Below are 11,814 nucleotides of genomic sequence, written 5' to 3' on the forward strand. Positions count from 1 at the left end.
TTGCACAAGCCTCAAGCCACGAACGGAGTTGGGGACATTGACGGCCTCCCCTGGAGACGGCGAGCACGCGGCCCGCGAGGGCTACTACCCCGATCCGTCCATCCCCGGGTACGTCCGGTACTGGAACGGACTGTCCTGGGTGCCGGGTACGAGCCGCCCCGCGCCGCCCGTGGACGAGACGGGTCCGGTGTTCCTGGACGAGACCTCGGCGACCGAGGCGCTGCCGGAGCCGTCGCCCGCGCGGTCGCCCGTGCCGCTGCCCGTGCCGTCGCCGGAGCCGGATCCCGCCTCCGAGCCGGTGATGTGGCAGGCCGATCCCGCCCACCAGCACGGCTTCGGGGGCCCCAGGGACGCCCGGGTGTCCTGGGGCAGCCGGGAGGAGCCGCCGGGGCCCGTACGGGGCGCAGGGGTCTCACTGGCCCGCACGGCGGCCGCGTCCCCGGCCGCGTCCCCGACGCCCGGTTCCGCGCCGGCGCCGGATCCGGCCCCCGGCCCCGCGCCGGACCGGTCGCCCGAGGCCGCCGCGGCGCCCGCTTCCGCGCCCGGGCACGCCTGGTCGTCCGAGTCCGCCGCGGCGCCCGCGTCCGTTCCCGCGCCGGTTCCCGCTCCCGCTAGGGCGTCCGAGGCCGCTCCGGCGCCCGCCGCGGCCCGGGCGGCCGCCCCCGCGCCCGAGTGGCCCGACGCCGGTGACGGGGGGCGCGCCGGGTCCGGGCTCACCTCTTCCTGGCCGGAGGCGACCCCGAAGTCCCGCCCCGCGCCGGCCCCCACCCGGGTCCAGCCCGACCCCCAGGCCTACGCCCAGGCGCAAGCGCAGGCCCATGTCCGCGCCGCCTCCCCGCTTCCGGGCCAGAGCTCCGCGCCGGCCCCGGCCGCGGCGGACGCCCCGCTCCCGGCCCAGGACCCCACCCAGGCCCCTCAGCCTCGTGCCGCCGCCCGGGTCGACGGCCCCCGCCCCGGCCGGGCCCCGGCCCGCGCGGATGCCCCGCTCCCCGGCCAGGGCGCCGCCCCGGCCCAGGCGGGTGCGCCCATTCCGAGCCAGGCCGCCGCGCCCGCCCAGGGACAGGCCCGGGCAGCCGCCGGTGCCGGTGCCGGTGAGCGGGGGGACGACGCCGGCCGCAGGCAGACGGCGACGGCTTCGGAGGGCGCGCGCCGGGCGGAGTCCGGTGCGGCCGCCGCCGGGCAGCGGCCCGACGCCCGGGCCGTGTTCGAGCGCATGGCGGAGCGGGCCGTCCGCCCCTCGGGCCTGGTCCGCCGGGGCCTCGCCCGCGCGGTGGACTCCCTCGTGTTCGCCGCCGTCGCGGCGGCCGCCGCCCGGCCCCTCGTCCCCGCCGCCACCGCGCACATCGAGGCCAAGGTGGACGCCGCCCGGGGCACCGGCCGGACCACCACCGTGTGGCTCCTCGACGCCACCATCGGCGGCTACCTCGGCATCGTGCTGGCCGCGGTCCTCCTCTTCGGGGTCTTCTACGAGGCCCTGCCCACCGCCCGCTGGGGCCGCACCCCGGGGAAGAAGCTGTTCGGCGTCCGCGTACTGGCCACCGCCACCCTCCGCCCGCCGGGGTTCGGCGCGGCCCTGCGCCGCTGGCTGGCGTACGCCCTCTTCGGGCTCCTGGGCGGCCTCTGGTGCCTCGGGGACCGCCCGCGCCGCCGCGGGCTCCACGACCGCGCCGCGGGCACCTACGTGGCGCGCTAGGGCCGTCGCCCGGACGGACGCGGTCCCGTTGCGGGGCCCGCCGCGGCGGGGTCGACTCGGGCCATGAGCACCGACCAGCCGCCGCCGGGCCAGCCGCCCGAGGACGACCCGTTCCTCAAGAAGCCCCAGGAACCGACGCCTCCGTCGGGCGGTTCGCCGTACGGATCGCCGCCGCCCCCGCCCCCGGGGACGCCCGGAGGACCCGGAACCCCCGGAGGACCCGGCGGTGGCGGGCCCGGCGGGTTTCCGCCCCCGCCGCCCCCGCCGCCCCCGTACGGCGGCGGAGACCCGTACGGCAGCGGCAGCGGCGGCGGCATGCCCGATCCGCTCGCCGGCATGCCCCCGCTCGCGGACTTCGGACGGCGCCTCGGCGCCCGCATCGTCGATGTGCTCATCGTCACGATCCCGCTGTTCCTGATCCAGCTGCCCTTCAACAACAAGCGGTACATGGTCGACACCGACAAGGGCGAGGACGTCACCGAGGTCATCACCAATTCGTACGGCGGCAGCGGTCTGCTCTGGACGCTGATCGGGATCATCGCGTACGTCGGCTACGACTGGTTCTTCACGAAGCGGGACGGCCGGACCCCCGGCAAGCGCTGGCTGGGCCTGCGCGTGGCGATGCTCAACGACGGCAGCGTGCCCGGCTCCAGCGCCGCGCTCAGCCGCGCCGCCGTGCTGTGGGTGCCGACGCTGGTGTGCTGCTTCTGCCTGTGGCCGCTCGCGCTGATCGTCTCGATGCTCGTCGACAAGCCCTACAAGCAGGCGCTGCACGACAAGGTCGCCAAGACCGTGGTGGTCAAGTCGACCTGACGCCCCGCCTTCCAACGGCGCTCGCGGGCGGTCTCCCCCAGGGGAGGCCGCCCGTCCGGCATGCCGCGGCGCCGGTCCCGCTCAGTGGTGCACGGGGTGTTCGGCAGCGGCCGTCCGGGGAGCGGACACCCGGGCGGCCGCAGTCGTGTCCGCGGTTCCTGCCGCGGAGCCGGGCGCCTTGGCCCGGGTGGCCGCGTGCCGGCCGCGGCGGCTCGGCGCGGGCACGGTGAGCGCCACGAGCAGGCCGAGGGCGAGCGCGGCGGCACAGATGACCGCGACCCCGACACCGGTGCTCGTCTGCGAGAGCAGCAGCATGGCGATCGTCGAGACCAGGACGGTGGCGGACCCGTAGGCGAGCTGTGCGGCAGTCGGACGCGGCATGGCGATATCCGTCCTCAAAGGCGGGGAGGGGGAGTCGGCTCAACTAGGTCGCGCGTCAAGAGACTCTACGACGGGGGATGCCCGAGCGGAACGGGCGGTAAGCGTGACCTCACCAACGGTGCCGGAGCACGGGGGGCGCACGGGATCACATCACCGTGCCACACGGGGGTGATGAAGCGGCCTTCGTCCCGTATGGCTGCGGAACGTCCGAATAGCGGAACTCCTTGACCGCATAGTGCAGTTGTAAGGAACAAGTCAAGGTCTGTCTTTTCTTTAGACTCTCCGGTCAAATGTCGTCACTTGAGACGCGCGCCGCGCGGAACCCCCCGCCCCCATGGAGATGTTCCGACCTACGTCGCGGCCGCGGGAGGGGAACGACATCAAGTGACCAGCAACTCCGCCAGAAGGCGTTCGCTGCGCGCGGCGGCCGTGGCCGTGACCATGGCCGCCACCGCCGCGTCCGGCTTCGCCGTCTTCACGACCGCAGCGCAGGCCGACCCCGGGTCGACCGCGCCCGCCGCCCACCGCGAGGACCCGACCGCTCCCGCCAAGGAGCAGGTCAAGCACGACCTCGAAGGCCCGTTCAGCAAGGTGCAGGACCAGCAGCGCGAAGCTGCCCTGCAGCAGGTGCTGGCCGGCAAGAAGGGCGTCGAGCAGCGCGGCGCCTCGAAGGTCGTCAAGCTCGACGACAAGAAGTACGTCGAGCTCGGCCGCGAGAAGACCGACAAGATCTTCACGATCCTCGTCGAGTTCGGCGACCAGGTCGACAACACGACCATGTTCGACCCGGACGGTCCGGACGGCCCCAAGCCGCCGGTCCCGAAGTACGGCGGCACCCCCGGTCCGCTGCACAACACCATCGCGCAGCCGGACCGCACCCAGAACAACAGCACCGCCTGGCGCAAGGACTTCAGCCGCGACTACTTCCAGGACCTGTACTTCGGTACCGGCAAGGGCAAGAACTCGCTGAAGACCTACTACGAGAAGACCTCCTCGGGCCGTTACTCGGTCGAGGGCGACGTCGCCGACTGGGTCAAGATCCCGTACAACGAGGGTCGTTACGGCTCGAACTACTGCGGCCAGACCAACTGCTCCAACGTCTGGGACACCGTCAAGGACGGCGTGACCGCCTGGGCCGAAGGCCAGAAGAAGGCGGGCAAGACCGACGCCCAGATCAAGGCGCAGCTGGCCCAGTACGACCAGTGGGACCGCTACGACTACGACGGCGACGGCAACTTCAACGAGCCCGACGGCTACATCGACCACTTCCAGATCGTCCACGCGGGCGAGGACGAGTCGGCCGGCGGCGGCGTGCAGGGCACCAGCGCGCTGTGGGCGCACCGCTGGTACGCCTACGGCACCCAGGCGGGCAAGACCGGCCCGGAGAACAACAAGGCCGGCGGCACGCAGATCGGTGACACCGGCATCTGGGTCGGCGACTACACGATGCAGCCGGAGAACGGCGGCCTCGGCGTCTTCGCGCACGAGTACGGCCACGACCTCGGTCTGCCGGACCTCTACGACACCTCCGGCGGCGGCGACAACAGCGTCGGCTTCTGGTCCCTGATGTCGGCCGGCTCCTGGCTCGGCGAGGGCAAGGACTCCATAGGCGACCTCCCGGGCGACATGACGGCCTGGGACAAGCTCCAGCTGGGCTGGCTGAACTACGACTCGGCCAAGGCCGCGACGAAGTCCACCCACAAGCTGGGCGTCTCGGAGTACAACACCAAGGACAAGCAGGCGCTGCTCGTCGAGCTGCCGAAGAAGCAGGTCAAGACCGACATCGTCGCTCCCGCCGAGGGTTCCTCGCAGTGGTGGAGCAACATGGGTGACGACCTCAAGAACACCCTCACCCGCTCGGTCGACCTGACCGGCAAGAAGTCCGCCGCCCTGTCCCTCAAGGGCTGGTGGGACATCGAGGCCGACTACGACTACCTCTACACCGAGGTGTCCACGGACGGCGGCGCCACCTGGACCGCGCTGGCCGGTACCGCCGACGGCAAGGCCATCCCGGCCGACGCCTCCGGCAGCCCGTCGCTGACCGGTGTCTCCGGTGCCTGGCAGGCGCTGAACTTCCCGCTCGACGCCTACGCGGGCAAGAAGATCGACCTCCGCTTCCGCTACCAGACGGACGGCGGCGCGGGCGGCAAGGGCTTCACCGCCGACGCCGTCACCCTGACCGCGGACGGCTCCGCGCTGTTCACCGACGGCGCCGAGAACGGCGACAACGGCTGGACCGGCAAGGGCTTCTCCCGCATCGGCGCCGGTTTCACCAAGGAGTACGAGCAGTACTACCTGGCCGAGAACCGCCGCTACGTCTCGTACGACTCGACCCTTCAGGTCGGCCCGTACAACTTCGGCTTCAGCAACACGAAGCCGGGCTGGGTGGAGCACTACCCGTACCAGGACGGTCTGCTGATCTGGCAGTGGGACCTCTCCCAGAAGGACAACAACACCAGCCAGCACCCCGGTGCCGGCCTGATCCTTCCGATCGACGCCAACGCCAAGCCGATGAAGTGGTCGGACGGCACCCTGCTGCGGAACAAGATCCAGCCGTACGACGCGACCTTCAGCGCGTACTCGACGGACGCCTTCACGCTGCACAAGAACGGTGAGGCGCTCTTCGTCAAGCCGAAGCCGGCCAACATGGTCTTCGACGACCACAAGGGCAAGTACTTCTACGACGAGAACCCGACCGGTTCGGTGAAGGTCACTGACACCAACACCAAGATCAAGATCGCCAAGGAGACCTACGACGGTCTTCAGATGACGATCGAGGTCGGCCCCTCCGGTAAGTAATCCGGAAAAGCCGCAGGTCAAAGCATGATCGGCCGTCGCCCTCTAGCGGGCGGCGGCCGATCGCGTTTAGATGCGGGTGCGAGTTGTCTTATTGACGGGGGAGCTGAAGATCATGCCCGGTGGAGGTTTCGTCAGGTTGCCAGGCGGCAGCGTGGTGGTCGCGCTCACGCTGCCGAGGCCGTCCGGTGAGCTGGGAAACGTCCGTGTACTGGTACACGCCGCGAACCGGGCCCGCGCCCTGACCAGGCTGCGGAACCTCGGGATGCGGGCGGTCTACCTGCGCGGCAACGCCCAGCCGCCGACCCCGGACGAGGTGACCGCCGTCCTGCACCACCCGGACGGCCTCCTCTGGCGCGGCGCGCCGGACCACGCCCAGGAACTCTGGCACCCGATCCGGGCGCTCCTGCGGGGCGCGTAGGAGCGCGTAGGGGCGTGCGGGGCCGCCGCCCGCGTCAGCCGCCGAGGACCGGGGTGCCGGACAGGTGCACCCCGGCCTTCCGGAGCTCCTCAAGGGCGCGGGCGGTGGTGTGCGGCGCGACGCCGGCGGTCAGGTCGAGCAGGACGTGCGTACGGAAGCCCGCGCGGACGGCGTCGAGGGCGGTCGCCCGGACGCAGTGGTCGGTGGCGATGCCGACCACGTCGACCTCGGTGACCTCGCGCCGGCGCAGCCAGTCGGCCAGGCCGAGGCCGTTCTCGTCCTGGCCCTCGAAGCCGCTGTACGCCGCCTCGTACGCGCCCTTGTCGAAGACGGCGGCGACGCTGCCGGACGCCACGGCGGGGGCGAAGTTCGGGTGGAAGCCGACGCCCTCGGTGCCGGCGACGCAGTGCACGGGCCACGAGGACTCGTAGTCCGGCTCCGCCGGGGGGTGCGCGAAGTGCGCGCCGGGGTCGACGTGGTGGTCGCGGGTGGCGACGACGTGCCGGTAGCCGGCGGTGGCCTGGCCGATGAGCTCGGTGACGGCGGCCGCGACATCGGCTCCGCCGGTGACCGCGAGGCTGCCGCCTTCGCAGAAGTCGTTCTGTACGTCGACGACGATCAGTGCGCGGTGCATGTCGCGTGTCCTTCGGTCGGTGTCGTGGTTGCCGCTGCGCGGGCTCTTCCCCCACCCCGCCCCTTCCCGAAACCGGGGCTCCGCACCCGCCCCGGCGCCGCACCGTGCGGGCTCCACGACGGCGACGGCGACGGGTCCGGGCGGGGCGGGGGGCGGGGCCGGGGGTGCTACGCGTACTCGGTCGGGAGGACGGCCTCGCCGCGCGAGAGCTGGGTCGCGGACAGCGGCAGGGCCGCGCGGGCCTCGCGGTGGCGGTCGCGGGCCGCCTCCAGGGGCTCGCGGGCCACGACCTCGCCCGCCTTGACCAGCTGGACCAGCAGCTGGCGGTCCGCCAGCGCCGCCGGCACCGGCCCGGTGCCGAGCACCTCGGCCTCGGCGACGCCCTCCGCGTCCACGCGCCGGGCCGCCCACTTGCGTCCGCCGACCGAGGTCTTGCCGCCCGTGGACTTCTTCGCCACCGGCACCAGGGCCGCCTTCGGGTCCGCCGAGGTCGCCCGCGCCACCAGCTTGTAGACCATCGAGCACGTCGGGTGCCCGCTGCCCGTCACCAGCTGCGTCCCGACCCCGTACGCGTCCACCGGGGCCGCCGCGAGCGAGGCGATGGCGTACTCGTCCAGGTCGGAGGTGACCACGATCTTCGTCGCGGTCGCCCCCAGGTCGTCCAGCTGCGCGCGCACCCGGTGCGCGACCAGCAGCAGGTCCCCGGAGTCGATGCGGACGGCGCCCAGCTCCGTCCCGGCGACCTCCACGGCCGTCCGTACCGCCTCGGCGACGTCGTAGGTGTCCACCAGCAGGGTGGTGCCGCCGCCCAGCGAGGCCACCTGGGCCTGGAACGCGTCCCGCTCGGTGTCGTGCAGGAGGGTGAAGGCGTGCGCGGAGGTCCCGACCGTCGGGATCCCGTACCGGAAGCCGGCCGCCAGGTCCGAGGTGGAGGTGAAGCCGCCCACGTACGCCGCCCGCGAGGCCGCGACCGCCGCCAGCTCGTGGGTGCGCCGCGCCCCCATCTCGATCAGCGGCCGGTCGCCGGCGGCCGAGGCCATCCGGGAGGCGGCCGCCGCGATCGCCGAGTCGTGGTTGAGGATCGACAGGACCACGGTCTCCAGCAGCACGCACTCGGCGAAGCTGCCCTCGACCCGCAGGACCGGGGAGCCGGGGAAGTAGACCTCTCCCTCCGGGTAGCCCCAGATGTCGCCCGAGAAGCGGTACGAGGCCAGCCAGTCCAGGGTCCGCATGTCGACGACGGCCCGCTCGCGCAGGAACTCCAGCACCGCGCCGTCGAAGCGGAAGTTCTCGACCGCGTCGAGCACCCGGCCGGTCCCGCCGACGACGCCGTAGCGCCGTCCCTCGGGCAGCCGCCGGGTGAACACCTCGAAGACGGAACGGCGGTCGGCCGTGCCGTTGGCCAGGGCGGCCTGCAGCATCGTGAGCTCGTAATGGTCCGTGAAGAGCGCTGTCGACGGCACGTCCACCGGCAGGCCCAGGTCCGCAGGGTTCATGTCACGGATGCTAGCGCACATTTCGTCAGAGTGACGAGATGTCGGGACCCGTTTGTGCGACGGGCCGGTCGCAGTGGCAGCATGGGACAAGTGAGTGTTGCTCCCATTGAGATCGAACGCACCGAGTCGGCCGAAGAGACCTACGCGGTCCCCGAACCCGACGTCCCCTGGGTGACCCTGGTGCACAACGACCCGGTCAACCTCATGAGCTACGTGACGTACGTGTTCCAGGCGTACTTCGGCTATTCCAAGGACAAGGCGCACAAGCTGATGCTCGACGTGCACCACAAGGGACGGGCCGTGGTCTCCAGCGGCACCCGTGAGGAAATGGAGCGCGACGTGCAGGCCATGCACGGCTACGGCCTGTGGGCGACGCTCTCGCAGGACCGCTTCTGATGGGCGGCACCTTCGAGCCCCTCAAGGGCGGCGGAGCCGCCATCGCGCTGGACGAGATCGAGATCTCGATCCTGCGCTCCCTGGCCGTCCAGCTGCTGGAGCTGATCGGCCCGGGCGAGCCCGAGCCGGCCGCCGACGCCGATCCGCTGGCCGTGCTCTTCGCCTCCGACGGTCCCACCGAGCCGCCGTCCGACCCGGCGCTGGCCCGGCTCTTCCCCGACGCGTACGGGGGCCCGGGCGCCGGCGACGAGGGCGTGGACCCCGAGGAGCTGGCCGCCCGGTCCTCGGAGTTCCGCCGGTTCACGGAGAACGACCTGCGCACCCGCAAGCGGGAGGACGCGCTGGCCGTCGTGCACAGCCTGAGCGGCCTCGGTCCGGTGGGTGAGGGCGTGGCGGTCCTGGAGCTGACCGGGGAACTGCCGCTGCGCTGGCTCGGCGCGCTCAACGACCTCCGGCTCACCATCGCGGCCCGCCTCGACATCACGGAGGACGACGAGAGCGCGGCGCTGTTCCGGCTGCCGGACGAGGACCCGCGCAAGCCGATGGTGATGGCGTACCTGTGGCTCGGCGGCCTCCAGGAAACCTTGATCGAAACCCTCTGAGGACACGCCGGGAAAACCTCGGCGACCCACGGTGTTCGCTCAGCGGACGCTCAAATCCGGATAACGATCAGATCACCGTCATACGGTGATCTGATCTGTTCCAGGGCCTTTGTCCGTAATTCCTTGTGGCCTGCGTCACTTCACCCCTGCGCGCGCACCCATAAGCACGTGATAAATCTTCACGACTGCCGCGGGGACGCCACCCATGTCCCCCGGCCCGCTTGAACCGGCTGACCGCCGGCGTGCAACTCCATCCGTATCCGGGGGGATCGAGGACCCGATCCGCAGCCAGTCCAAGGCGCGGGTCGGCGTGGAGAAAGGCGCACCAAAACATGACCTCTGTGCAGGTCGAGCAGGACGGCAAGAAGCCCGGCGAGGGCATCGAGGGCGAGAGCGGCGAGGGTTACCACCGCGCGCTCGGCGCCCGCCAGATCCAGATGATCGCGATCGGCGGAGCCATCGGCACCGGCCTCTTCCTGGGGGCGGGCAAGGCCATCTCCAAGGCGGGCCCCAGCCTGATCCTGGCGTACGCCATCGCGGGCCTGGTCATCTTCTTCATCATGCGGGCCCTGGGCGAGCTGCTCATGTACCGCCCCGTGTCCGGGTCCTTCTCGGACTACGCCCGCGAGTTCCTCGGCCCCTTCTGGGGGTACGTGACCGGCTGGACGTACTGGCTCTTCTGGGTGGTCACCGGCATCACCGAGGTCACCGCGGCCGCGCAGTACATGTCGTACTGGACCCACGACAGCTTCCCGCAATGGGCCTACGCGCTGATCTTCACCGTCATCCTCTACGGCGCCAACCTGATCTCCGTGAAGCTCTTCGGTGAGCTGGAGTTCTGGTTCTCCATGGTCAAGGTCACCGCCATCGTCGGCATGATCCTGATCTGCGCCGGCATCCTCACCATCGGCTTCTCCGACGCCGGCGACACGGCGACCGTGTCGAACCTGTGGAGCGACGGCGGCTTCTTCCCCAAGGGCATCGGCGGCACGCTGATGACCCTGCAGATCGTGATGTTCGCCTTCCTCGCGGTCGAGCTGGTCGGCGTCACCGCCGGCGAGTCCAAGGACCCCGAGAAGACCCTGCCCAAGGCCATCAACACCGTGCCGTGGCGCATCGCCGTCTTCTACGTCGGCGCGCTCATCATGATCCTCTCGGTCGTCCCGTGGCACGAGTTCCAGCCCGGCGTCAGCCCGTTCGTCGCCGCCTTCGAGAAGATGGGCCTCGGCGTCGGCGCCGCGATCGTCAACTTCGTGGTCCTGACGGCCGCCCTGTCCTCCTGCAACTCGGGCATGTACTCCACCGGCCGCATGCTGCGCGACCTCGCGCTCAACGGCCAGGGCCCGAAGTTCTTCACCAAGCTCACCAAGAGCGGCACCCCGCTGGTCGGCACCACGTTCTCCGCCGCGCTGATGCTGGTGGGCGTCTGGATCAACTACGTCGCCCCGGGCAAGGCCTTCGACTACGTCGTCTCCTTCGCCACCATCTCCGGCATGTGGGCCTGGATCATGATCCTGGTCTGCCAGATCCGCTACCGCGCCCGGGCCGACCGGGGCGAGCTGCCGCAGTCCGCGTTCCGCGCCCCCGGCGCCCCGTGGACCAGCTGGTTCGCGCTGCTCTTCATCGGCATGGTCATCGTGATGATGGGCGCCGACAAGGACTCGCGCGTCTCGCTCTACTGCGCGCCGCTGTGGGGCGTCATCCTCGGCGTCTCGTACCTGGTGATGAAGTCCCGCGACCCGCGCGGCGACGCGTTCGCCAAGGCCGCCCCGAGCGAGGTCTCGAAGTAAGCACCCGCCGGAGCGGGGCGGGCCCACGACGGCCCCCCGACAGGCTCCTGTCCAGCATCCGGGCCCTCCCGTACCGCTCCTCGGTACCGGAGGGCCCGTCTGCTTATCCTGTCGCTCATGCTGACCCTCACCCAGGCCCTGTACGACCAGATCGTCGAGCACGCCCGCAAGGACCACCCCGACGAGGCGTGCGGAGTCGTGGCCGGCCCGGCGGGCACCGGCCGCCCGGAGCGGTTCATCCCGATGCTCAACGCCGCCCGCTCGCCCACGTTCTACGAGTTCGACTCGAAGGACCTGCTGAAGCTCTACCGCGAACTCGACGACCGGGACGAGGACCCCGTCATCGTCTACCACTCGCACACCGCGACCGAGGCCTACCCCTCGCGCACGGACGTCACGTACGCCAACGAGCCCGGCGCGCACTACGTGCTCGTCTCCACCGCCGACCAGGACGGCCTCGGGGAGTTCCAGTTCCGCTCCTATCGGATCGTCGACGGCATGATCACAGAGGAAGAAGTGCAGGTCGTAGCGGGCTACTGACCAGCATGTGAGCGGTTTTGGTCCACGATGTGGAATCACACTCCAAACGGGGGACCGGGAATCGTTAACATGACCGCATGGTTTCCCACGACGTGAGCATCGAGACGCCCAGCAGCCTGCTGCTCGTGGCCCGGCTGCACGTCGACCTGTGCCGTCTCGCCAGCGCCATCTGTCCTGCCGCCGCCTGAGTACGGCCCGAGCCCACCTCGCGCGGGGGCCCTTCACGCCGCGCGCCCCCAAGCCCCTTCACGA

At 71.4% G+C, this 11,814-nt stretch carries 12 protein-coding genes; 9 read left to right on the forward strand and 3 right to left on the reverse strand.

Annotated features, from left to right (window positions below; translation table 11 throughout):
* Positions 1-37 precede the first annotated feature (37 nt).
* A complete protein-coding gene (locus IE248_RS19095; RefSeq protein ID WP_190031248.1) occupies positions 38-1,693 on the forward strand; it encodes an RDD family protein in 1,656 nt (551 codons plus the stop codon).
* A 63-nt stretch (positions 1,694-1,756) separates the two neighbouring features.
* Entirely contained in the window at positions 1,757-2,506 is a 750-nt protein-coding gene (locus IE248_RS19100) for an RDD family protein (protein ID WP_037794232.1), read from the forward strand.
* A gap of 81 nt (positions 2,507-2,587) precedes the next feature.
* Here IE248_RS19100 and IE248_RS19105 read toward each other — a convergent pair whose 3' ends face one another.
* A complete protein-coding gene (locus IE248_RS19105) occupies positions 2,588-2,887 on the reverse strand; it encodes a hypothetical protein (RefSeq protein ID WP_073778362.1) in 300 nt (99 codons plus the stop codon).
* 441 nt (positions 2,888-3,328) lie between these two features.
* Between IE248_RS19105 and IE248_RS19110 the strand changes: the two genes are divergently transcribed.
* Both IE248_RS19110 and IE248_RS19115 read left to right on the forward strand, forming a co-directional pair.
* On the forward strand, positions 3,329-5,686 hold the full coding sequence (locus IE248_RS19110) for an immune inhibitor A domain-containing protein (protein ID WP_047961026.1): 2,358 nt from the start codon (positions 3,329-3,331) through the stop codon (positions 5,684-5,686).
* A 112-nt stretch (positions 5,687-5,798) separates the two neighbouring features.
* Complete coding sequence (locus tag IE248_RS19115; RefSeq protein WP_037794252.1) at positions 5,799-6,104, forward strand: hypothetical protein; 306 nt, start codon at positions 5,799-5,801, stop codon at positions 6,102-6,104.
* 34 nt (positions 6,105-6,138) lie between these two features.
* On the opposite strand, the gene IE248_RS19120 is transcribed toward IE248_RS19115, so the two are convergent.
* Positions 6,139-6,738: an isochorismatase family protein gene (locus tag IE248_RS19120; protein WP_073799330.1), complete on the reverse strand. Its 600-nt coding sequence runs from the start codon at positions 6,736-6,738 to the stop codon at positions 6,139-6,141.
* A 167-nt stretch (positions 6,739-6,905) separates the two neighbouring features.
* Positions 6,906-8,234 (reverse strand): nicotinate phosphoribosyltransferase, encoded by a 1,329-nt coding sequence (locus tag IE248_RS19125; protein ID WP_073799331.1) that lies wholly within the window; start codon positions 8,232-8,234, stop codon positions 6,906-6,908.
* A gap of 81 nt (positions 8,235-8,315) precedes the next feature.
* Here IE248_RS19125 and clpS point away from each other — a divergent pair, with 81 nt between their 5' ends.
* The 5 genes from clpS to IE248_RS38570 all read left to right on the forward strand — a co-directional run bounded on the left by clpS (position 8,316) and on the right by IE248_RS38570 (position 11,750).
* The gene (clpS, locus tag IE248_RS19130; RefSeq protein WP_008742609.1) at positions 8,316-8,630 is read left to right on the forward strand and encodes an ATP-dependent Clp protease adapter ClpS; all 315 of its coding nucleotides are present in this window, start codon (positions 8,316-8,318) and stop codon (positions 8,628-8,630) included.
* Complete coding sequence (locus tag IE248_RS19135) at positions 8,630-9,232, forward strand: DUF2017 domain-containing protein (protein WP_037794227.1); 603 nt, start codon at positions 8,630-8,632, stop codon at positions 9,230-9,232. The genes clpS and IE248_RS19135 overlap by 1 nt, the downstream gene beginning before the upstream one ends.
* A gap of 332 nt (positions 9,233-9,564) precedes the next feature.
* Positions 9,565-11,022 carry an amino acid permease gene (locus IE248_RS19140; protein ID WP_073799332.1) on the forward strand — a complete coding sequence of 486 codons (1,458 nt, stop codon included), beginning with the start codon at positions 9,565-9,567 and terminating at the stop codon, positions 11,020-11,022.
* A gap of 117 nt (positions 11,023-11,139) precedes the next feature.
* A complete protein-coding gene (locus IE248_RS19145; RefSeq protein ID WP_190031249.1) occupies positions 11,140-11,562 on the forward strand; it encodes a M67 family metallopeptidase in 423 nt (140 codons plus the stop codon).
* Positions 11,563-11,639: 77 nt separating this feature from the next.
* Positions 11,640-11,750 carry a putative leader peptide gene (locus IE248_RS38570; RefSeq protein WP_008742605.1) on the forward strand — a complete coding sequence of 37 codons (111 nt, stop codon included), beginning with the start codon at positions 11,640-11,642 and terminating at the stop codon, positions 11,748-11,750.
* The last annotated feature ends 64 nt before the right edge of the window (positions 11,751-11,814 follow it).

Source organism: Streptomyces goshikiensis (assembly GCF_014650555.1).
In the GTDB taxonomy this organism is placed as follows: domain Bacteria; phylum Actinomycetota; class Actinomycetes; order Streptomycetales; family Streptomycetaceae; genus Streptomyces; species Streptomyces goshikiensis.